The organism is Marinobacter iranensis (assembly GCF_029207565.1).
Taxonomy (GTDB): Bacteria; Pseudomonadota; Gammaproteobacteria; order Pseudomonadales; family Oleiphilaceae; genus Marinobacter; species Marinobacter iranensis.
This window is the reverse complement of the sequence record NZ_JANCMW010000002.1, coordinates 17,119-38,167: the sequence shown is the minus strand read 5'-3', so window position 1 is coordinate 38,167 and position 21,049 is coordinate 17,119. Positions and strand designations below refer to the sequence as shown.

Annotated in this window: 17 protein-coding genes; 5 read left to right on the top strand and 12 right to left on the bottom strand. The window is 59.5% G+C overall.

Features of this window, described 5'->3' with window-relative positions:
• Window positions 1–60 precede the first annotated feature (60 nt).
• The 4 genes from NLU14_RS03420 to ald form a co-directional block, all read right to left on the bottom strand.
• Window positions 61–1,332, bottom strand: coding sequence for an ABC transporter substrate-binding protein (locus NLU14_RS03420; protein WP_275704770.1), 1,272 nt, complete (start codon window positions 1,330–1,332; stop codon window positions 61–63).
• A gap of 30 nt (window positions 1,333–1,362) precedes the next feature.
• A complete protein-coding gene (locus NLU14_RS03415) occupies window positions 1,363–2,769 on the bottom strand; it encodes a carbohydrate porin (protein WP_275704769.1) in 1,407 nt (468 codons plus the stop codon).
• Window positions 2,770–3,098: 329 nt separating this feature from the next.
• A complete protein-coding gene (locus tag NLU14_RS03410) occupies window positions 3,099–3,671 on the bottom strand; it encodes a glutathione S-transferase family protein (protein WP_275704767.1) in 573 nt (190 codons plus the stop codon).
• A gap of 23 nt (window positions 3,672–3,694) precedes the next feature.
• Window positions 3,695–4,813 (bottom strand): alanine dehydrogenase, encoded by a 1,119-nt coding sequence (gene ald / locus NLU14_RS03405; protein ID WP_275704766.1) that lies wholly within the window; start codon window positions 4,811–4,813, stop codon window positions 3,695–3,697.
• Between the two features lie 159 nt (window positions 4,814–4,972).
• Here ald and NLU14_RS03400 point away from each other — a divergent pair, with 159 nt between their 5' ends.
• Complete coding sequence (locus NLU14_RS03400) at window positions 4,973–5,788, top strand: dienelactone hydrolase family protein (RefSeq protein ID WP_275704765.1); 816 nt, start codon at window positions 4,973–4,975, stop codon at window positions 5,786–5,788.
• A 9-nt stretch (window positions 5,789–5,797) separates the two neighbouring features.
• On the opposite strand, the gene NLU14_RS03395 is transcribed toward NLU14_RS03400, so the two are convergent.
• From NLU14_RS03395 to NLU14_RS03380, 4 genes are all read right to left on the bottom strand, one after another.
• Window positions 5,798–6,493, bottom strand: coding sequence for a lysophospholipid acyltransferase family protein (locus tag NLU14_RS03395; RefSeq protein ID WP_275704764.1), 696 nt, complete (start codon window positions 6,491–6,493; stop codon window positions 5,798–5,800).
• A 141-nt stretch (window positions 6,494–6,634) separates the two neighbouring features.
• Complete coding sequence (locus tag NLU14_RS03390; protein WP_071265711.1) at window positions 6,635–6,841, bottom strand: cold-shock protein; 207 nt, start codon at window positions 6,839–6,841, stop codon at window positions 6,635–6,637.
• A 240-nt stretch (window positions 6,842–7,081) separates the two neighbouring features.
• Window positions 7,082–7,462, bottom strand: coding sequence for a fluoride efflux transporter CrcB (gene crcB, locus NLU14_RS03385; RefSeq protein ID WP_275704763.1), 381 nt, complete (start codon window positions 7,460–7,462; stop codon window positions 7,082–7,084).
• A 177-nt stretch (window positions 7,463–7,639) separates the two neighbouring features.
• Window positions 7,640–8,554 carry a LysR family transcriptional regulator gene (locus NLU14_RS03380; protein WP_275704762.1) on the bottom strand — a complete coding sequence of 305 codons (915 nt, stop codon included), beginning with the start codon at window positions 8,552–8,554 and terminating at the stop codon, window positions 7,640–7,642.
• A gap of 188 nt (window positions 8,555–8,742) precedes the next feature.
• Between NLU14_RS03380 and NLU14_RS03375 the strand changes: the two genes are divergently transcribed.
• Entirely contained in the window at window positions 8,743–10,254 is a 1,512-nt protein-coding gene (locus NLU14_RS03375) for a CoA-acylating methylmalonate-semialdehyde dehydrogenase (protein WP_275704761.1), read from the top strand.
• Window positions 10,255–10,282: 28 nt separating this feature from the next.
• Window positions 10,283–11,953 (top strand): GMC family oxidoreductase, encoded by a 1,671-nt coding sequence (locus NLU14_RS03370; protein ID WP_275704760.1) that lies wholly within the window; start codon window positions 10,283–10,285, stop codon window positions 11,951–11,953.
• 9 nt (window positions 11,954–11,962) lie between these two features.
• Here NLU14_RS03370 and NLU14_RS03365 read toward each other — a convergent pair whose 3' ends face one another.
• The 3 genes from NLU14_RS03365 to cysZ all read right to left on the bottom strand — a co-directional run bounded on the left by NLU14_RS03365 (window position 11,963) and on the right by cysZ (window position 18,175).
• Window positions 11,963–14,416 (bottom strand): acyl-CoA dehydrogenase, encoded by a 2,454-nt coding sequence (locus tag NLU14_RS03365; RefSeq protein WP_275705353.1) that lies wholly within the window; start codon window positions 14,414–14,416, stop codon window positions 11,963–11,965.
• Between the two features lie 103 nt (window positions 14,417–14,519).
• Window positions 14,520–17,384: an RNA polymerase-associated protein RapA gene (gene rapA / locus NLU14_RS03360; protein WP_275704759.1), complete on the bottom strand. Its 2,865-nt coding sequence runs from the start codon at window positions 17,382–17,384 to the stop codon at window positions 14,520–14,522.
• 35 nt (window positions 17,385–17,419) lie between these two features.
• A complete protein-coding gene (cysZ, locus tag NLU14_RS03355) occupies window positions 17,420–18,175 on the bottom strand; it encodes a sulfate transporter CysZ (RefSeq protein ID WP_275704758.1) in 756 nt (251 codons plus the stop codon).
• Window positions 18,176–18,259: 84 nt separating this feature from the next.
• On the opposite strand from cysZ, the gene NLU14_RS03350 reads away from it, so the two are divergent.
• Window positions 18,260–18,673, top strand: a complete 414-nt coding sequence (locus tag NLU14_RS03350) for a VanZ family protein (RefSeq protein WP_275704757.1) — start codon at window positions 18,260–18,262, stop codon at window positions 18,671–18,673.
• A 466-nt stretch (window positions 18,674–19,139) separates the two neighbouring features.
• On the opposite strand, the gene NLU14_RS03345 is transcribed toward NLU14_RS03350, so the two are convergent.
• A complete protein-coding gene (locus NLU14_RS03345; RefSeq protein ID WP_275704756.1) occupies window positions 19,140–19,805 on the bottom strand; it encodes a class I SAM-dependent methyltransferase in 666 nt (221 codons plus the stop codon).
• Window positions 19,806–19,941: 136 nt separating this feature from the next.
• On the opposite strand from NLU14_RS03345, the gene mnmH reads away from it, so the two are divergent.
• Window positions 19,942–21,033: a tRNA 2-selenouridine(34) synthase MnmH gene (gene mnmH, locus NLU14_RS03340; protein ID WP_275704755.1), complete on the top strand. Its 1,092-nt coding sequence runs from the start codon at window positions 19,942–19,944 to the stop codon at window positions 21,031–21,033.
• Window positions 21,034–21,049 lie beyond the last annotated feature (16 nt).

Below are 21,049 nucleotides of genomic sequence, written 5' to 3'. Positions count from 1 at the left end.
CGAGTGACTGCTCGCCCGCGTCCGCGTTTGCCGGAGTTACGGTGGAATCCGCCATGGCCATTACCAGCCGCGACGACCAAGCCGCTGCAGTTCACTTTCAAGCCCGCCCAAGGCCTGTTCCGGTTCCGTCTGGCCGGAAAGCACGTCGTGGGCTGTGTTGAAAAACGCATTGCTGACCCGGCCATACTGGTCGCCGGTAGTCGAGGAGGGCCGCGGAACGCCATTCTTGAAGGTTTCGAACAGTTCACCAAAGAACGGAACCGCAGCCAACACCTCTTCATCGCGATAAAGGTCCGGTATGGTCGGGTTGTAGCTGCCCTCAATGGCCCGGCGTTTCTGTTCTTCATAGCTGGTCAGGAACCGCACCAGGTCGGCGGCTTCATCCACGTTTTCCGAATATTTGGACACCGCCAGCTGCCATCCACCCAAGGTTCCGGCATGCTGCCCATTTTCGCCGCCCTTGGGCAAAGCGACAACGCCCACCTTGCCTTTGACCGGGCTGTCCTCGCTCTGGGCAAGGCTCCAGGCGTAGGGCCAGTTGCGCATGTACAGCGCATTACCGGACTGGAAAACACCCCTTGCCTCTTCCTCCGTATAGTTCAGGACACTGCGGGGCGATATGCCGTCAATCCAGGTGCTGGCCAGAGCGAGAGCCTCTGCAGCCTGCTCATTGTTGACCGTAACCTCACCCTCGCCGTTGACAATCGTGCCGCCGTTAAAGCTGGCAATCCACTCCAGTGCATTGCAGGTCAGCCCTTCGTAGGCCCGGCCCTGCCAGACATAACCCCAGAAGCGGTCGTTGCCGGCTTCACGCTCCCCGGCCATCACGGTTTTGGCGGTGTCGGTCAACTCCTGCCAGGTCTCCGGCGCCTCCAGGTTGTACTTTTCCAGCAGATCCTTGCGGTAGTACAGAACACCGGCGTCGGTAAACCAGGGCATGGCCACCAGGCTGCCATCCACCGTATTGTTCTCTACCAGCGCCTCAAAGTGACGGCGCTCCGCCCCGTCGGTGTATTCCGACAGGTCGACAAGATGGCTCGCGAGCATACCCGGCCAGACCACGTCGATCTGGAACACATCCACATCGCCCGAGCGGGCGGCGAAGAGTTGCTGGTAAAGCGACAAGCGTTCGGTCGCGGAATTGGGCGTGGAAACAACCTGGACCTCATGCCCGGATTGTTCCGACCAGGCCTGGGTACCTTCTTCACAAAGCTGTTTCTCTGCTCCGACGGCGCCGCAGGAAATGGTGATGGTTTTGGCCTGCAGGCCACCAACCAGCACGCTGGCGGCCAGGCCGCCTAGAATCCACTGAAATCCACGGTTTCTGGACATGGTGCTTACCTCATCTTGTTGTTGTCAGTATCAGAACCAGATTTCCATCTGGGTACCAAAGGTCCACTGGCTGCCGCCAAAGTCTTCCTGGCCGAGGGCGTCACCGCCATCAAAACCGTTGAGGTCGTCGTCCCAGGTAGAATAGCTGGCAAACACACGGATTTCCGGGCGGTTCCAGAACCCGCCTACCTGAGGCTTGAAGGTCGGTGCAACGGTGAAACGGGCGTAGTCGCCATCCACGTCACCGCGCCCTTCGTAGCCCTGGGTTTGCAGATCCATCACCTGCCAGGAGGCCTCGTACTGCATCTCGAAATTAGCGCTCAGTTCGTTGGCCAGGCGGGTGTTGAAGGTCAGCCATTGATACTCGTCCCCTTCCACATAGCGGTCTTTGCTGGTTTCCGCCAGTATCATCGGGGCGATACGCCAGGTATCACTCAGGTAGGTGGTGCCGTATATCCCCAGGCGCGTGCTCACGGCGTCTTCATGCAGGTTGCCATCGGCGCCGATGTTCTTGACCTCGGCACCCAGGCCCTGGCCGTGCAGCAGCGCCACCTTGAAGTTGCCATCGGAGATGCCGAAGAAATTGCCGCCATGGTAAGCCAGCATGGTGTTCACACCAGTGTCGGCTGCTTCCATAACACCGCCAACGATACGCTCGTCGTTGTCCGCGGCAGACATACCGTTGATCATCCATTGCATGTTGCCGAAATAGTTGTTGGCGGTGAGGACCAGATTGTCGGTGTCAGACGAGCCGTCGGTGGTGTTGGGGTCTGAGGGAAAATCCAGGAAGCTGCGGCCGTAGAGGGAGAAGTTCGACGTCACCGAGTCGCTGAAAGCCACGTCGTAGATACCGGCCCCGGTGCCCGCCAGGAACACGAAATCACTGTCGAGCCAGTGGATGTCGAAGTTGTCCCGGTCAAAGCGCTTGCCGGCCCAGATGGAAGAATCCTCGAAAATGCCGGTGAAACTGGCCAGGTTGCTGAATTCCACATAGGCCTGACGCACGTTCAGGGCGCCATCACCGGCCGTCCAGTCGTTGCTGGAGGTGGTGGAGTCCGCAATCATCAGGCGGTAATGGGATTGCGTGCCGTTCTCCGCCACGGTCTTGTAGTTGAGGATGGCTTCCAGATAGGTGTCCGGCTCGTTACCCAGCCGGCCCACTGCCCCGCCAACGGAGCCAGCCGGTGTCAGGTAGGGGCCGCCTGGCGCACTTTTGCCATCGCTGTTGAGCAGCAATCCGGAGCGGGCGTAGGTGTTGAAGGAGAAACCCTGCTCGCCCCGCGCATGAGGTTCAACCTCTGCCAGTTGTTGCTCCAGGGCGGACAGGCGCTCTTCAACGCTTTCCTGGGCATGGAGACCCACAGGGAGCCCGGCGAACATGGTCAGGGTTGCTGCAGCCGCCACAGGACGGTGACAGAGTGCTTTACGAAAAATCATTGTTGGAACCTCGTTTTGTTTTTGTAAGGTCTGATTTTCATACAGCTTTGAGCAGAAACTTAATGCATTAAGTTACATAAGTAAGAAAGTTCACTCTTTGCCGCTTTCGTTATAGAGTCAATGAATCAGAGGCTTCACACGCATCTTAGCTGTCTTCGTTCCTTAATCATTTTTTCCGGCTACACTTCGGATGCACACGAACTTAAATGATTAAGTCGTGACCAACGATAATTTTGATAGATAGGATCTGCAACCTTGGCGGGTACTTAATTTTTACTTAATTTTTTCGGGAAGGGACCGGGCCAGGCAACAACCGGCCCGGCAATTCATCAGGCCTGGCGAGGGTCAGTACGGCTCACGATGGGATTGTCGAGGTGGTGATCCCGAAAACTGAGCAGGCTCTCAACGCCGGTAAAATCCACCAGGTTCCGGAAGTCCATCCAGTCCACCAGGCAATAAAGGCAAATGGCCGGATAGTTCCACTGGCTGAACTGCCCCTCATCAACCATGGCCGCCAGAGTTCTGAACGTCATCATGATGCGTTCACGCTGGAGATTAAAAAACATCTTGTCCTCACTGGTATCGATACCCGAGCGGGCCGACAGCAACAGTATGACGGCAGAGTCGTTGGCGGCATCAATCAGTGTCAGCTGGTTCTCCTGGTCCCAGCTCAGGGGGGCGAGGCCCTGCTTTTCACCGATATAGCGGGCAATCACCCGAGAGTCGTACACCTCCTGGTTGCCATCAATCAGCATGGGGATTTTCAGCGCCGGGTTGTTGCGCCTGAGCTCATCCCTGCCCTCGCCGTAGATGTCGAGATTCACGAACTCATAGTCAGTATCGGCCAATAGCAGCCGGATACGCCTGACATAGGGGGATGTGGTAGAGCCAATCAGTTTCATGGGATCTCCTTGTTTGAATGGGATTACGATCCGAGCAAAGTGTCGGGATCTGCAAACTCATACCCGGTGGACTCGGCCACCTCGCGGAAAGTCACTTTGCCCTGGAATACATTAAGTCCATTGCGCAGATGCGGATCCTCCTTCATCGCCTTCTCTGGGCCCTTGTTGGCCAGGGCGGCGATAAACGGCAGTGTTGCATTATTCAGTGCCAATGTGGAGGTTCTCGCAACCGCCCCCGGCATATTGGCCACGCAGTAATGCACCACACCGTCCACCACATAGGTAGGCGCATCGTGTGTAGTGGGTTTCGAGGTTTCGGTACAACCGCCCTGATCAATGGCCACATCCACGATCACACTGCCCTCCGGCATGCGGCTGACCATATCGCGGGTAACCAGCTTGGGCGCCGACGCGCCGGGAATCAGCACCCCGCCAATCACCAGGTCCGATTCGGTGACCGCCTCATCCAGGGTTGCCGCCGTGGAGAACAGGGTGCTGATGCGATTACCATACAGGTGGTCGAGATATCTCAGCACATCCATGTTCCGGTCGAGCACCATCACCTGTGCCCCTAACCCGATCGCCATGGCGACTGCGTTCTGCCCCACTACGCCACCGCCGATCACCGTCACCCGTGCCGGGCTGACACCGGGCACGCCGCCCAGAAGAACACCGCGACCGCCCAGGGACTTTTCCAGGCAATGGGCACCGGCCTGGATCGACATTCGCCCCGCCACTTCCGACATGGGCGCCAGCAACGGCAGGCGCCCATGTCTGTCGGTGACCGTTTCATAGGCGATGCAGGTTGCTCCCGATGCCACCAGGTCATCGGTCTGGGCCTGATCCGGCGCCAGGTGCAGATAGGTGAACAGGGTATGGTCCAGCGTCAGCAACGCTCTTTCATTAGCCTGGGGTTCCTTGACCTTAACGATCATGTTGGCCGCCTCAAACACGGCGGCACCGTTCTCAAGGATCACCGCTCCCGCTTTCGTATAATCATCGTCGGTGAAGCCGATGGCGGCCCCGGCGTCCTTTTCTACATAGACACGGTGACCATGACCGCACAACTCGTGGACCGCTGCCGGTGTCATCCCCACCCGATATTCATGATTCTTGATCTCTTTCGGTACGCCGATCTTCATGCCTGGCCCCTTGAATCCTTCGCGTAAACGATGTCTCATCCCGTAAAGTGTAGTAAAAAGGTCTGACACCGGCAGTAGCAATTGAGTGCATCGGTTTGATGGACCCCAGCATAAATTCTGGAGCAATCCACGCAATCGACCCAAACGGAGCAGGAACCCATGAGAAGACACAGGCACGCCCTGGCGGCAGCCCCGCTTTCACTCGCAGCAGCCCTCACACTGGCAAGTGGACAGGTAACAGCTGAAATGCAGACAGAAACCGTGGAATACACCGTAAACGGTGAAACCTTCACCGGCTATATGGCTTATGACGACGAAACCGAGGGCAAACGCCCCGGTGTTCTGGTGGTTCACGAATGGTGGGGACACAACGAATTTGCCCGGGAACAGGCAGAGCGGCTGGCCGCAGCAGGCTACACGGCATTTGCTCTGGATATGTACGGATCCGGCAAGCTGGCGGAACATCCTGAAGATGCCCAGAAATTCATGAAAGAGGCGACGAAGGACATTGATCAGGTCAAGGCCCGGTTCATGGCCGCCAAGGATTTACTGCAGCAGCACGACAGCGTCGACAGTAGCAAAATTGCGGCCCAGGGCTATTGCTTTGGCGGGGCGGTGGTGCTGAACATGGCCCGCCTGGGCGTGGACCTGGACGCTGTGGTCAGCTACCACGGCGCCCTGGGTAGCCCCATCAAGGCCGAAGCCGGCAAGGTCCAACCCCGGATTCACGTTTACACCGGTGGTGCAGACAAGATGGTGCCGTCAGACCAGGTTTCCGGCCTGGTGAAAGAAATGCAGGACGCGGAAGCCGACCTGACCCTGGTCAGTTTCCCGGGAGTTCTGCACTCCTTCACCAATCCCGGCGCAGACAAGGTCGCCGAGGAATTCGATATGCCCATTGCTTACAATGAGGAGGCCGCAACCCGTTCCTGGGACGGTACCATGCGGCTCTATGAAGAAGTGTTCAGCGACTGACCCGAACGCTCAAAGGGCATCTTCTATGGTGTCCTTCACTTCCTCCCGTACAGCCTCCACCTCGCGCCCGGCTGTGGCAACCGGCGGGTGAATGACAATTTCGATCACACCGGGCACAAAAGCCGCCGTGCCCTTGGGGAGGCGGTCATGAGAACCCCGTATCGTCACCGGCAATATGGGCAGCTTGCCGTCGCGGGCAATCACAAACCCGCCCTTCTTGAAAGGCAGCAATTTGCCATCCCATGACCGGGTTCCCTCGGGGAAAATCAGGATGCTGGTACCCTCCGGCAATTGCGCCACACCCCGCTTGATGCTTTCCAGCGCATCGCTGCCTTTGGAGCGATCAATGAACAGGTTGCGTGACGTTTCCAGCGCCAGGCCAAACAGCGGTACTTTGCGCAGTTCTTTCTTGATTACCCAGCGATACTGCAACCCCAAGGCCAGAACCAGGGCCGGCGGGTCGAAATAGGACGCATGGTTACTGAGGATAACGTAGCGCTGCGCTGGGTCGATGTGCTCCAGCCCAATCACTTTCAGGCGGATACCAGTCAGCTTGAGAATGCACCAGGCGTAAACCTGGGTGCCGTGAAAGGCGGCGTTGCCACTGCGGCCGGCAAGAGCAGCAATCACGATGGGCAGGAACAGGATCAGTGTGAGCAGTGCGGCCCAGAACAGAATCCAGACGGCTTTCAGGATGTTCAACATAGTGGGCCCTGAGCAAAATAACGGTTCGGCGATCGCCGGCGGCAGGGGGTAAAAGAATACACAACCGGGCAGGAATCACAAAATCCGGCCACAAAAAAAGGCAGCCGAGGCTGCCTTTTTGGCGGGTACTCTGTCTGTTATTTACAGAGGAGTAACGTTTTCCGCCTGAGGACCTTTCTGGCCCTGGGTAACGGTGAACTCAACCTGCTGGCCTTCTGCCAGGGTCTTGAAACCGCTGCCCTGAATTGCGCTGTAGTGAACGAATACGTCCGGGCCGCCTTCACGAGTGATAAAGCCAAAGCCTTTAGCTTCGTTGAAGAACTTAACAGTGCCGGTAGTAGTAGACATACTTAAACATTCCTGAAATCAATCATTTTATCTTGCCGCCAGGCTATCGACATGATGCCTGATCAGCGTTTACGGAAATACAGAACTCGCGGAATCAAAAACAGGACGGTCACTACTTAACTGCGGAGTACGTCTTATTCATGAAAGCTTTGCTGAATCATTTCCTACAAAATGACTTTACTCTTTGTTTTCAGGATTGCCAAGCCTATTTTGAATTTATTGCATAAGTAGTGGTACCCATCATCCCCGGACCAGGCCAAAGGTGTAAATTCCCAGCGCGGTCATGAGGATAGAGCCAATCACGTGGGCCAATATGCCGGCCAGGGCCATGCTCCATTTGCCTTCCTGGATGGCGGAGAGCATTTCCAGGGAGAAGGTGGAGAAGGTGGTAAGCGCACCGCAAAGGCCGGTGATGGCGAACAGGCGCCACTCGGGGGCCAGGGAGGTGCCATGCACGAAGTAGCCGATCAGCAGGCCGACGAGCCAGCCGCCGGAGAGGTTGGCAGCGAGGGTGCCGTAGGGGATGGCGTGATAGCTGCTGTTGAGCCAGAGGCCCAGGGCCCATCTCAGGTTAGCGCCTATGACGGCTCCGGCGCTTACGGCCAGGACTGATAGCCACATTCTTCTTGTTTACCTCATGCTTGGGTGCACGCCGGATGTTGCCATCCCTTCCCGGGATACGCTACGAGCACATCCATGTGCGCTTGAGTGAAGCCGTCCATGGCTTCACACAATCCCGGGAAGGGATGACAACACCCGGCACCAGTCCCCGGAGTATGCCGTCAATCGCCCTCGAAGTTAAGCAGCTGCGCCATCGAGACCCCAGACCCTTGTCAGAGCCTCCAGCGCTTCGGCAATCAGTGGTTCATCCTGCCGGTCGCGGTGCCAGATGAAACTCAACGCACAGGGCAACTGAACCCCTTCCACGACCACCAACCCCCTCTCCTGGCGCTCGGCCATGGCCAGGGCGTCCCTGGCGAGACTGAGGCCGACTCCGGCCCGGACCAGGTCCAGCATGCAGGCTTCCTGGTCGACCTGGGCGACGCCGTGGGGCGTCAGCCCCAGCGGCTCCAGGGTACCTTTGAGCAACCGGTGGTGAACGGAGTTCTCGGGGGTGACGATCCAGGGCATGGCGGCCAGTTCGGGCCACTCGTTGGAGAGAATCCGTTGGCCCCAGCCCGCCGGGGCAATCACATAGTAGTGAAACCGGGTCAGCTCCCGATGGGTCACCTCGGGTGCCAATGAGCCCGGGCCGACACCGGGCGGGGCCAGGAAAAAGCCGACGTCCAGGCGGCCATCGCGGACCTGTTCCAGTACGCTGCCGCTCATGCCCTGCCGCAGCTCTGTTTCCAGTTGGGGTGCGCGCTCCACCAACCGGTGCAGGAATGCACCCAGGCGAATGAACTCGGGATCGACGATGGTGCCTATCCTGAGACGCCCCCGCAGGGTGCTGTGCAGTGCCCGGGCGTTCTGCTCGAATGCCGCCATGGCTGCCAGCGCCTTCTCCGCCGACGGTAACAGTGCCTGCCCATCAGGCGTCAGGACCAATCCTTGGGGCCTACGCAGGAACAGTTTCAGATCCAGTTCATCCTGCAGGTGTTTGAGTTTCAGGCTAACCGCCGGCTGGGTCAGGTGAAGGCGGGCCGCTGCGCGGGACACACTGCCCTCGCGGGCAACCGTAACAAATGCCCGCAGGCTCTGGAGCGGATGCATAAGGGGCCTCGTTCGCATCGGAAAGATATAAGGTTACCTTATATCTGGCTTTTAGAAATCTCAATTGCTTTGACCACTGATCCACTCTAGCCTGAATGATCAAATATCCACCAGCATCGAAATAAAGCCCGGTATCGCCCTGTTAATGGCGTTTTCGGAAGGTTTTACGGGAAAAGGTCGAGGCATCCATGACGAACTCAAACATTCTGCATTATATCAATGGCGAAATATCCGCCGGCACTTCCGGGCAGTCCCAGGACGTGTTCAATCCGGCCACCGGCCAGGTGACCGGCCAGGTTGCCCTCGCCAATCGTGCGGATGTGGATGCCGCCGTCGCCGCGGCCGATGCGGCCTTTCCCGCATGGGCAGACACTCCGCCTATTCGCCGCGCCCGGGTGATGTTCAAGTTTCTGGAACTGCTCAACCGGCACAAAGACGACCTGGCCCGGGCCATCACTGCGGAACACGGCAAGGTCTTCACCGATGCCCAGGGCGAGGTGGCCCGGGGTATCGACATTGTGGAATTCGCCTGTGGCATCCCGCAGTTGCTGAAAGGGGATTACACCGAGCAGGTCAGTACCGGCATCGACAACTGGACCATGCGCCAGCCCCTGGGCGTGGTGGCCGGGGTCACTCCTTTCAATTTTCCGGCCATGGTGCCCATGTGGATGTTTCCGGTGGCCATCGCGGCGGGCAACACCTTTGTGCTGAAGCCCAGCCCGCTGGACCCGAGCGCTTCGCTGATGATTGCCGACCTGCTCCGCCAGGCGGGCCTGCCCGATGGCGTGTTCAACGTGGTTCAGGGCGACAAGGAAGCGGTCGAAGCCCTGATTGAGCATCCGGATGTGCAGGCCCTGAGCTTTGTCGGCTCCACCCCGATTGCCAACCTGCTCTACGAAAAAGGAGCAAAATACGGTAAGCGCATCCAGGCCCTCGGTGGCGCCAAGAACCACATGGTGGTGATGCCCGACGCCGATCTGGACAAGGCGGTGGACGCGCTGATTGGCGCCGCCTACGGCAGTGCCGGTGAGCGTTGCATGGCCATCAGTGTGGCGGTACTGGTTGGGGATGTGGCGGACCGGATCATGCCCCGACTGGCTGAGCGCGCCCGCACGCTGAAAGTGAAAAACGGCGAGCAGCTGGATGCCGAGATGGGCCCCATCGTCACCGCCGCCGCACACCAGCGCATTACCGGCTACATTGATAAAGGTGTGGCCGAAGGTGCTGAACTGGTGGTCGACGGCCGGGAGTTTGATGCCTCGAACACCGGCGAAGGTTGCGACGACGGTTTCTGGATGGGCGGTTCCCTGTTCGATCACGTCACCCCGGACATGACCATCTACCGGGAAGAGATTTTCGGGCCGGTTCTGGCTTGCGTGCGGGTTCCCGATATCGCCACCGCCATCCGGCTGATCAATGACCACGAATTCGGCAACGGTGTCAGTTGCTTCACCGAGAGCGGCAGTGTGGCGAGGGAATTCGGCCGCCGTATCCAGGTAGGCATGGTGGGCATTAACGTACCGATCCCGGTGCCCATGGCCTGGCATGGTTTCGGCGGCTGGAAGCGGTCCATGTTCGGCGACACCCATGCCTACGGCGAGGAGGGCGTGAAGTTCTACACACGCCAGAAATCCATCATGCAGCGCTGGTCTGATTCCATCGACGCCGGTGCGGAATTTGTCATGCCGACGGCCAAATAAAGGCTGGGCCAGCTGCGGAGAAAGCGCCATGTCCGACAACAAAAAAGCACAGGGACACCCGGAGTTTGATTACATCGTGATAGGCGCCGGCACCGCCGGCTGCCTGCTGGCCAACCGCCTGAGCGCGGACCCGGCCAACCGGGTATTGCTGATCGAGGCCGGCGGCCGGGACAACTATCACTGGATCCATATTCCGGTCGGCTACCTGTACTGCATCGACAACCCCCGCACCGACTGGCGCTTCCGTACCGAGCCGGACCCGGGCCTTAATGGTCGCTCGCTGATCTACCCCCGGGGTAAAACCCTGGGCGGCTGCTCCAGCATCAATGGCATGCTCTACATTCGTGGCCAGGCCCGGGATTACGATCAATGGGCCGGGTTCACCGGAGAGGACGCCTGGCGCTGGGACAATTGCCTGCCCGACTTCATGCGCCACGAGGACCACTACCGTCTCGATGAAGGCGGAGACGCCGACCCGGAACATGACAAGTACCACGGCCACGGCGGTGAATGGCGCGTGGAACATCAGCGCCTGAAATGGAAAGTGCTGGAAGACTTTGCCACCGCCTGCGTCGAGGCCGGCATTCCACGGACACGGGATTTCAACCGGGGTGATAACGAGGGGGTGGACTACTTCGAAGTGAATCAGCGCTCGGGCTGGCGCTGGAGCACCTCCAAGGCCTTCCTCCGGGACGCCGAAAAGCGCCCCAACCTGACACTCTGGCACTCCACCCACGTGCTTGGGCTGGAAACAGAAACCTCCACCACCGGCCCCCGCTGCACGGGCGTGCGTGTTGACCGACCGGGTGACGGTGAAGTCATTGCCGGGGCCCGGCGGGAGGTCATCCTCTCCGCCGGTGCCATTGGCTCCCCGCAACTGCTGCAGCTATCCGGAATCGGCCCCGCTGATCTCCTCAGGGAGCATGGCATTGACGTGGTCGCCGATTTGCCCGGGGTGGGTGAAAACCTCCAGGACCACCTGCAGATTCGGTCTGTGTACAAGGTGAAAGGGGTCACCACCCTGAATACCATGGCCAATTCCCTGATCGGCAAGGCCCGTATCGGCCTGGAATACCTGCTTACACGTTCCGGCCCCATGAGCATGGCGCCGTCTCAGCTCTGCCTGTTTACCCGCAGTTCCGAGGAGTACGACTACGCCAATATTGAATACCACGTCCAGCCCCTGAGCCTGGAAGCCTTCGGCCAACCGCTGCACGACTTCCCCGCCATTACTGCCAGCGTCTGCAACCTGAACCCCACCAGCCGCGGCACGGTACGTATTCGCAGTAACGACCCGCAGCAGGCTCCGGCCATTGCCCCGAACTACCTGAGCACACCGGAAGACCGGAAAGTGGCGGCGGATTCACTGCGGGTGACCCGGCGCATCGCGGAACAGCCGGCTTTCATGCAATACCAGCCGGAAGAATTCAAACCCGGCCTGCAGTACCAGACCGACGACGAGCTCACCAGACTGGCGGGCGATATCGGCACCACCATTTTCCATCCGGTGGGCACCACCCGCATGGGCCGCGCCGACGATGAGCTGGCGGTGGTGGACCCTCACCTGCGGGTAAGGGGCGTGGCAGGTCTGCGGGTTGTCGATGCCGGCGTCATGCCCACCATTACCAGCGGCAACACCAACTCGCCCACACTGATGATTGCGGAAAAAGCCGCCCGGTGGATCCTGGGCGGCGAGTAGTGTTCCTGATCAGGCCGGGTTGTGGTCGATCAGTGTGTCCTTGTTGCGGGCGAACTCGTCGAACGGGAAGTCGTCGACAGTCAACATTTCCAGGACCAGCGCTTCGTATTCACGCATGAACTCGGCTTCTTCCTTGGTGAAGATGTCCGCTTCCAGCGCAGCCTCGAAGCGCTCTTCCGGATGCAGTGCATCCATCGGCAGTTGCCCCTTGGCGTAGGCTTTGGTCACCTTGCGGTAGAGCTGTTCGGCCTTGTCGTAGTCTTTCAACAGAGTGTTGTACTGGGAAATGGGGTTTTCAACCATACCCTTGCCTTCGCCAGCGGTGGTCCAGGCACCAGCCAGCAGTTTTTCCCGCACCGGGCTGTCGGTGGAGATGGCTCGCGCCAGCTTGCGGGACAGGTCGTCGTGGGGAGCGTCCCAGCGGCGGCCCAGCGGCATGGTTACGGCACGAAGCGCCAGGGCAACCGGGCGGTTGGGCAGGTTCTGGAGGAATTCGTCCATGGCATTCTCCACGCGGGAGAGCAGCATTGCCATGCTGTACTCCATCAGATCCCGCTCGCCGTCAACCGGCTGGGTTTCGTGCCAGTTCTTGAGCACCATGGAAGCCAGGTAGAGGTTGGCCAGCACGTCGCCAAGGCGGGCCGAGATCAGCTCGCGCATTTTCAGTTCGGAGCCCAGCGTGGTCATCGCGGCATCCGCGCACAGGCCGAAGGCGGCACTGAAACGGGCCACGCCCTGGGCGTATTTACGGGCAGCGTGGTCGAACGGGACATCCGCCCTGCCCAGCCCCAGCGCCTGGGTGAAGGCCCGGGCGGCGTTGCCGAAGATCAGGCCGGCGTGGCTGAAGAAAGCGTCGTCGAAGGCATCGATATCGTCGTTGTCCTTCGCCGCCAGCTCCTTGAGAACGTAGGGATGGCAGCGGATCGCGCCCTGGCCGAAGATCATCAGGCTGCGGGTCATGATATTGGCGCCTTCGACGGTGATGGAGACCGCCGCACCGCTGAAGCCAATGCCCAGGTAATTGCGTGGGCCAAGGGTGACGGTTTTGCCACCGTGCACGTCCATGGCGTCGGTCAGGACCCCGCGCTGGAATTCGGTCAGGTGGTACTTGAGAATCGCCGAGGGTACCGCCGGTTTTTCGCCCTTGTCGATCATGTTTGCGGTGTGGTTCACCGCTGCCTGGGCAATGTAGGTCTTGGCGGCAATGCGGGCCAGGGGCTCCTGCACACCTTCCATGTCCGCCACCGGGGTATTGAACTGGCGACGGATACGGGTAAAGCCGCCCGCCGTGCCCACGGAATAGGCGGCCGCGCCAGCCGCGCCGGAGGGCAGGGTAATACAACGCCCCACGGAGAGGCACTCAACCAGCATGCGCCAGCCCTGCCCCGCCATCTCCTGGCCACCAATGATGTAGTCCAGCGGAATGAATACGTCGGTGCCCTTGATGGGGCCGTTCATGAACGGCGTGCCAATGGGGCAGTGGCGGCGGCCGATTTCGATACCCTTGGTATTGCGCGGGATCAGGGCGCAGGTAATGCCATAGTCCTTGGTGTCGCCCAGCAGGCCGTCGGGGTCGAACATGCGGAAGGCCAGGCCGATCACGGTGGCGATGGGGGCCAGGGTAATCCAGCGCTTCTCGAAATTGAGGCGCAGACCCAGTACTTCCTTGCCCTCGAACTCGCCCTTGCAGACGATGCCGGTGTCCGGCAGAGAGGTGGCGTCGGAGCCGGCGCGGGGGCCAGTGAGGCCGAAACAGGGAATTTCACGGCCATCCGCCAGGCGTGGCAGATAGTGGTTCTTCTGCTCTTCGGTGCCATATTTCACCAGCAGCTCACCGGGGCCGAGGGAGTTGGGCACACCCACGGTAACCATCAGCATTTCGTTGGCAGCCAGCTTTTGCAACACCGCGGTCTGGGCTTTGGCGGAGAAGTGAAGGCCGCCGTATTCCTCGGGAATGATCATGCCGAAGAAGCCTTCCTTCTTGAGGAACTCCCACAACTCCGCCGGCAGGTCGGCACGTTCAACCGCCAGGTCCCAGGCGTTGCACACGGAGATCGCCTGGGTGCACTGATTGTCCACGAACGCCTGTTCTCTTTCTGACAGGCCCGTGTTGCGGTTGATCAACAGGTTGTGCCAGTCAGGGCGCCCGGTGAACAGCTCGCCGTCCCAACCCACGGTACCGGCTTCCAGGGCCACTTTTTCGGTATCGGAAACCTTGGGGGCCACTTTCTTGAACGTTGCGAACACTCGCGGGGTCAGCCAGCTGCGGCGAAAGCCCGGCAGGCCGGCTGCGGCAGTCACGGCGGCGCCGATAAACAGGATAAGCGCCAGCAGCCCCGACGCCAGGAACAGCGAAAGTACACCTGTCACTACCATGACCCCGATGGCGGGTTTGGCACCGGATTCCTTGCGCATCACAACAAGAAGCCCGGCAACAGCAACAAGAAACAGTATGAAAGTCATCATGGATACTCTCTGTCGTCCGTGGTTTTGAATGTCAAAAACTACAGTTTGTTACGTTCAAACTACCTGATCAGATGAATCGTGACCAGCAACTGGTTCACCATCAGGCAGTTACAATCACACGAATACCTTCCAGCGACAGGGTGGCCTGGCCCAGGGCCGTTTCCGCTTCTGCCAGCTGTCTGCGGAAGAAGTCGATCTCGTCGTTACGGATGGCCGGGTTCACCTTTTTCATTGCTTCCAGCCGTCGGATTTCCGGACCAAATACCTCCCTGACCTGGGCCAGCGCGGAGGTTCGCAGGGGCTCCAGGTGCGGCTCGGCCAGGCTCTCGGCATGATCCACCATGGTTTCCACCTGGGGCCGGATCTGGGGCACGATGGCCTGTGCCGTACGCCGGCGAATATTGGAACACATGTCGTTGAGCCTGTCGTGAGGCAGGGTTGCCGACAGGTTCCGACCATTCACGTCCACCAGAAGCCGCAGTGGTGAGACCGGCAAATAGCGGGACAATTGCAGCGATTCCGGTGCTGGACAATGCACCGTGAACAGGGCCTCCAGCAACAGCGTGCCGGGTGGCAGGGCCTTGACCGTCATACTGGCCAGGGCCGCCTTGCCCAGCCCGGAACTGGTAACTGATTCCATAACGCCGGTTACCAGCGGATGCTCCCAGCTCATGAACGCCATATCTTCACGCTCAAGGGCCTGCTGACGGCTCCAGGTGACGGTCAGCCCGTCTTCCGGCAATTCGGTCACATGCCCGGCCTGGTATTGCTCCCCCGGGCGCAGCACATCCGCGTGTTCGGAGTGGTCTTCCACATCCACGCCCAGGATGTCGCAGGCCTCAATCATGTAATCCCGAACCTGGGCGGACTCTTCCTCGGATTCAATCTGGCTGATCAGTGCGTCTGCCACGTCCGGACGGCAGGAATTGAGCTCGATCAGCGCATCCCGGCCGTTGCGCAGCAGCGTGCGCAGGCGTTCGGCCTCGGTTTGCGAGGCTTCCAGCAGTGCCGGCAACTCATCAACCTGGCCTTCGATGGCGGCCTGCCACTGCCCGGCCACATGGTCGTGTACTGCGACACCCACGGAGCAACTTTCACTGAAGGCGTCCAGGCCTTCTTCAAACCAGCGGTACTGGACCTCCTGGGCCGTTCCCTGCAGGTAGGGGATGTGAATATCGATGGTATCGGTCTGGCCAATGCGGTCCAGCCGACCGATACGCTGCTCCAGCAAGTCCGGGTTGGCGGGCAGATCGAACAGGATCAGGTGATGGGCGAACTGAAAATTGCGGCCTTCGCTACCAATTTCCGAGCAGATCAGCGCCTGGGCGCCCTGCTCGGTGTCAGAGAAGTAGGCGGCTGCCCGGTCCCGCTCGATCAGGCTCAGGTGCTCGTGGAACGCGGCGCTGCGAATGCCGGCTCGCAGTTGCAGGTAATGCTCCAGCGCCATGGCAGTGGAAGCGTGGGCACAGATCACCACCACCTTGGCGGGTTTCAGTCCGGTCAGGGTCTTTTCCAGCCAGGCGACGCGGGGGTCTTCCGCCAGCCATTGTTCTTCGTCCACGGCGGTTTCGGGGGTCAGGCCGGCAGTGCCCTGGCAAATATCTCCCTGCTGGTAAAGCGCCGGGCAGGGCAAGGCAACCGGTAGCGGATGGCGCTCCGGGAATCCCCTGATCGCCGCGCGGGTGTTGCGGAACAGCACCCGGCCGGTGCCATGGCGGTCCAGCAGTGCGTCAATCACTGCCTGTTCCGGCTCCCGGGCCGCCATCAATCCTTCCAGTTCATCACCCAGCCAGTCCTTGAGGGCCTTTCGATCCCCGTCGGAGACGGCAGTTATTCCCTGCTCGCGAATGTGGGAAACCACCCGGTTGATGACTTCGTACTGCTTTTCCTCTTTCTTGAAGGCCTCCAGATCGTGAAAGCGCGCCGGGTCCAGCAATCGCAGGCGGGCAAAGTGGCTGGCCACCCCTACCTGCTCCGGTGTTGCCGTCAACAGCAACAAACCGTTGCTGGCCTCCGAAAGCTGCTCAACCAACCGGTATTCCGGGCTGACTGCTTCCGGGCTCCAGGCCAGGTGATGGGCCTCGTCCACCACCATCAGGTCCCATCCGGCGGCGATGGCATCCGCCTGGGCCTGTTCGCTGGTCATCAGGAAGTCCAGGCTGCACAGCGCCAGCTGTTCGCTCTCAAAAGGATTTTCATCGGCATCGGTCAGGTCGTCATCCTCCTCCGACAACCCCTCAAGGTCTTCCATGGCTTCATAACGGCTGCGATCAATGATCGAGAACCGCAGGTTGAACCGACGCAGCATCTCCACCAGCCACTGGTGTATCAGCGAATCCGGCACCACGATCAGCACGCGACGGGCACGGCTGGTGTGCAACTGATAGTGCAGAATCAGGCCGGCCTCAATGGTCTTGCCCAACCCCACTTCGTCCGCCAGCAAGACCCGCGGCGCATAACGTGTCGCCACTTCATGGGCAATATAGATCTGGTGCGGCAGGTGTTGTGTACGAGCGCCGATAAGACCCTGGGCGGACGATGCCCGCAACCGGTCCTGGTGTTGCGCGGTTGCCATCCGCAGGCGAAACGCGCCATTGCGATCAAACTGGCCGGCAAACAGACGCTGGTGGGGAGCGGAAAAATCCACTGAACTGCTGAGCTTCACCTCAGAGATCTGGGTCAGGTTTTCCCCGCCGTCATCAGCGTGATACATCAACACACCGCCAACCTCTTCAACCGCCCGGACGATGTAGTGCGCGCCGTCAAAGGTCTCGATACGCTCGCCGATCTGGTAGATGATTCTCGACAACGGGGCATTGTCGATGGCGTAGGTGCGTTCCTCGTCTGCGGCGGGAAAGCCCAGCGTCACCCGACGGCCGGAAATATCCGTGACAATGCCAAGACCCAACGCAGTATCACTGTGACTGACCCAACGCTGGCCGATTACAAATTCCGATGTATCCAAGAAACCTCCGACAGATTTAACTCACCATAACCGCTTTACACGTCTTTGTTCGAGGGCCCGTTCTCGCGCACCCAGTAGGCCGTGGCGCCGCATACCGCAGCAGGAACCACGACCAGATTCAATACCGGAACCATCGCTGCCAGGGCCACTGGAAGCCCGAACCCCAGGGCAGACAGGCGGGTGTCTCCCAACAGGCGGCGCAGGGCGGGAAAGCTGACCCGATGGTTGTCCGCCGGATAGTCCACGTATTGCAGCGCCATCATCCAGCAATTGAAAGCAAACCACAGCACCGCCGCCACCAGGTTCACCACCGGGATAACGCCGATGATAAACAGGCCTATGGCCCTGGGCAGGTAATAAACAATTTTCTGGACTTCACGCCAGAGCGAACGGGGGATATCCCGCACAATCTGGCTCCAGCCATCATCGGTGCTGACTTCCTGGCCAGTGAGGTGTTTTTCGGTCAGTTCCGCCAGATAACCGTAGAAGGGAGAGCCGATCAGGTTCGCAACGATCACAAAGCCATAGGCCAGCATTAACAGGATTACGGCACCGTAGAGAATCCAGAACAGCCAGTCGAGACTTTGCAGCCAGGCCCAGTCCGGCAACCAGGCCATGGCGGCGGCAATCATCGCGGAGAAGATTTCAGCCAGGAAATAGAACAGAAGGCCGAATAACAAAACATTAATAACAAGGGGAATGGCAACGAACAATCTCAGCCCCGGCTGCCGTATCAACCGGAATCCTTCTCCAAGGTAACCCAGGCCGCGGAAAAAATTACCTTTCAACATACCTCGCAGCACCTCAGCTTCAATGACAGTGACGGGGCGCAAAGCATATCATGTTGCAAACTCCACCACAGCCCGACGGTGTACATGGCTTTTCTGAAACAACGCATCCGGTTTTTGCTTGAGTATCAGCCATTGTGGCGGGCGATATTGGTTCTTTCGGCAGCAGCCGTCATATACCTTGCCACCACCAGCCAGCCCTACCCCATTCCCTCCGCAGCCAGCGACAAGCTTAATCACCTGCTGGCCTTTTTCCAGCTCACGGTGGTTACCCGGCTGGCATGGCCGGGGCTCGGAAAGCTGTGGATCATCCCCGGCCTGCTGGCATTCGGCCTGGCCATTGAGCTCGTCCAGGCCCAACTCCCCTATCGGACGTTTGCGCTAACCGACATTCTTGCCGATGCCGCCGGCATTGCCATCGGGCTGTTACCCTGCCCGGAGTTTATCAGGCCACGAGACGAAAACCGCGAGTCTGACGCGCAGTCCGACACCCAGCGATAGGGCTCCACGGAGCGGATTAAGGATATTCGCCCGAATCCGTGTGAGATATTTCCTACAGAGACGTAGGATCTTGCTGCGACATTACGTACGCTTACCTGACAAAGCAAATGAATAGAATTCCAACTTATTGATATTAATCGATTTAAAACTCCAGTGGCCGGTCGCCCGACACCGAGGGCGTGCACGGTTCACACGTTTGTAAAATGGCGATTGGTATAGTGGTCACATCAAGGATGACAGGGAAAAGGACGACGCACTGGAAGCACCCCCACACTTGGATGCGGGGAGAGGCAAGGACACAGGGACGCTTGCTTAAGGGATAACTATTCGGATCGCCGGCTCGGACGCCGGCACCAGGGACTGGCAAGGGAAACCGGCAACAGGGCAGTTGCCAATTGCGCATGGACGCGACACCTGTTCCGAGAGAGGGTAACCCGAGAGGTTGCCCTTTTTTTTTGCCTGCCTTTCAGGCGATGCAGGCCTGCTCCACAAGATACACCCGCACCCGATTGAACTCCTCGAACTCGTTCAGGTCTGGCCAGGTTCTGGCTTCGATCATCTCCTGCTGCCGGTAGTGATCATCACCAAGGTTCCGCAATCGGGAGTCAGCCAGAAGCACCGAAGACGCCGCATGCCTGAACACGGATAGCAACGGGCGATTTTCCGGGTCATACAACACATCGGCCGCTGTCACAACGTCCACATCCTGTGGCCGCGCATGCCAGTCATTGCACAGTGAGACCGATACACCATTCAGCCTGGCGTTTGCTGCGGCCGCATCCAGTGCCGCAGGGTCAATATCGCAGGCGATGGCCTCCCGTGCACCAGCCATTGCAGCGGCAATGGCCACAACCCCGGAACCGGAACCAAAATCCATCACTTTCCTACCCTTCACCAGATGCGGGTTGGCCAGAATGTAGGCTGCCAACACTTGTCCGCTGGCCCAGCAAAAAGACCAGTAGGCGGGTTCGGCTACCACCGCCTGGGCTTCTTCGTGGCTCAGCGGTCCCTCGAGCACCCGCGGGTCAAACAGGTACAGGGAGATATCAGGACAACCCGCCGGGGCCGTTGCCGCAACCCGTCCACGGCTGAGGGTTTTCGCAAGATGCTGATTCAGAATGTCGGGATCCATGGTTACTCCGGAACACGGGCCAGGCGAGGGAGGTATTGTAGCGGCCGCGCCGTCGGGGAACACCCGCGGGCGAGCAAAAAACCAGCATGTCCGTTATACTGCTGCCTCATTTCCAGCACGAACCCAAAAACCTGCCATGCCGTCCAGACCCGATACCAGCGACTACCTTTCACTGTTCCTGAACGACGTTCCGCTCCTGGATGTACGGGCACCGGTCGAGTTCAATAAGGGCAGTTTCCCCGCCGCTATCAATGCACCACTGATGAATGATGAGGAACGCCATCGTGTGGGTATCTGCTACAAGGAAAAGGGACAGGACAAGGCCATCGAACTTGGCCACCAACTGGTGTCAGGGGATCTGAAGGCACAACGTATCGAAGCCTGGAAGCGCTTTACGGCCACGAATCCGCAAGGCTACCTGTTCTGTTTCCGCGGTGGTCTGCGCTCACGACTGACCCAGCAGTGGATCAGGGACGCCGGGATTGAGTTTCCCCTGGTAAAGGGCGGCTACAAGGCGATGCGCCGCTTCCTGATCGACAGCCTGGAAGCCCTCATTGAATCCTCTGAGTTCGTCATTCTCAGTGGCCGTACCGGCACCGGTAAAACCCGCGTATTGCATCAGCTACCCAACCCTGTTGACCTGGAAGGCCTGGCGAACCACCGGGGCTCCAGCTTCGGTCGTCAGGTGACGCCCCAGCCATCGCAGATCGATTTTGAGAACCTCCTGGCGGTTGCCATGCTGAAGGCGCATTACCGGGTCGGCGGACCGATATATCTCGAAGACGAAAGCCGGCTGGTCGGACGATGCGCCCTGCCAGAAAGCTTGCGCACCAGAATGGCGTCAGCACCACTGATGGTTCTCGATCAGCCGATTGAGGAGCGAATCCGGATAATCCGTGAAGACTATGTAGACCAGATGGCGGCCGACTACACCGAACGCGACGGCGAAGAAGCTGGCTGGCTCAACTTCCGCGACTATCTGCTCAGCGCCCTGGACAGAATCCGCAAACGCCTCGGCGGTGAACGCCACAGCTGGCTGCGCAGCATGATGGAGGATGCCCTTGCACTTCAGCACCGCACGGGAGAGGTCAGCGCGCACCACGAGTGGATTCGGGCGCTGCTGGAGAACTACTACGACCCCATGTACGACTACCAGTTGGGCCAGAAAGAGGGCCGCATTGTTGTGCAGGGTGGGCCAGAAGCCATCAGGGAGTGGACCACTCGCTAATCGTCAACGTAAACAG

Excerpts from the sequence above, each read along its gene's own strand:
- NLU14_RS03420 (WP_275704770.1), bottom strand. The coding sequence starts at position 1,332 with ATGTCCAGAAACCGTGGATTTCAGTGGATTCTAGGCGGCCTGGCCGCC.
- NLU14_RS03415 (WP_275704769.1), bottom strand. The coding sequence starts at position 2,769 with ATGATTTTTCGTAAAGCACTCTGTCACCGTCCTGTGGCGGCTGCAGCA.
- NLU14_RS03410 (WP_275704767.1), bottom strand. The coding sequence starts at position 3,671 with ATGAAACTGATTGGCTCTACCACATCCCCCTATGTCAGGCGTATCCGG.
- ald (WP_275704766.1), bottom strand. The coding sequence starts at position 4,813 with ATGAAGATCGGCGTACCGAAAGAGATCAAGAATCATGAATATCGGGTG.
- NLU14_RS03400 (WP_275704765.1), top strand. The coding sequence starts at position 4,973 with ATGAGAAGACACAGGCACGCCCTGGCGGCAGCCCCGCTTTCACTCGCA.
- NLU14_RS03395 (WP_275704764.1), bottom strand. The coding sequence starts at position 6,493 with ATGTTGAACATCCTGAAAGCCGTCTGGATTCTGTTCTGGGCCGCACTG.
- NLU14_RS03390 (WP_071265711.1), bottom strand. The coding sequence starts at position 6,841 with ATGTCTACTACTACCGGCACTGTTAAGTTCTTCAACGAAGCTAAAGGC.
- crcB (WP_275704763.1), bottom strand. The coding sequence starts at position 7,462 with ATGTGGCTATCAGTCCTGGCCGTAAGCGCCGGAGCCGTCATAGGCGCT.
- NLU14_RS03380 (WP_275704762.1), bottom strand. The coding sequence starts at position 8,554 with ATGCATCCGCTCCAGAGCCTGCGGGCATTTGTTACGGTTGCCCGCGAG.
- NLU14_RS03375 (WP_275704761.1), top strand. The coding sequence starts at position 8,743 with ATGACGAACTCAAACATTCTGCATTATATCAATGGCGAAATATCCGCC.
- NLU14_RS03370 (WP_275704760.1), top strand. The coding sequence starts at position 10,283 with ATGTCCGACAACAAAAAAGCACAGGGACACCCGGAGTTTGATTACATC.
- NLU14_RS03365 (WP_275705353.1), bottom strand. The coding sequence starts at position 14,416 with ATGACTTTCATACTGTTTCTTGTTGCTGTTGCCGGGCTTCTTGTTGTG.
- cysZ (WP_275704758.1), bottom strand. The coding sequence starts at position 18,175 with ATGTTGAAAGGTAATTTTTTCCGCGGCCTGGGTTACCTTGGAGAAGGA.
- NLU14_RS03350 (WP_275704757.1), top strand. The coding sequence starts at position 18,260 with ATGGCTTTTCTGAAACAACGCATCCGGTTTTTGCTTGAGTATCAGCCA.
- NLU14_RS03345 (WP_275704756.1), bottom strand. The coding sequence starts at position 19,805 with ATGGATCCCGACATTCTGAATCAGCATCTTGCGAAAACCCTCAGCCGT.
- mnmH (WP_275704755.1), top strand. The coding sequence starts at position 19,942 with ATGCCGTCCAGACCCGATACCAGCGACTACCTTTCACTGTTCCTGAAC.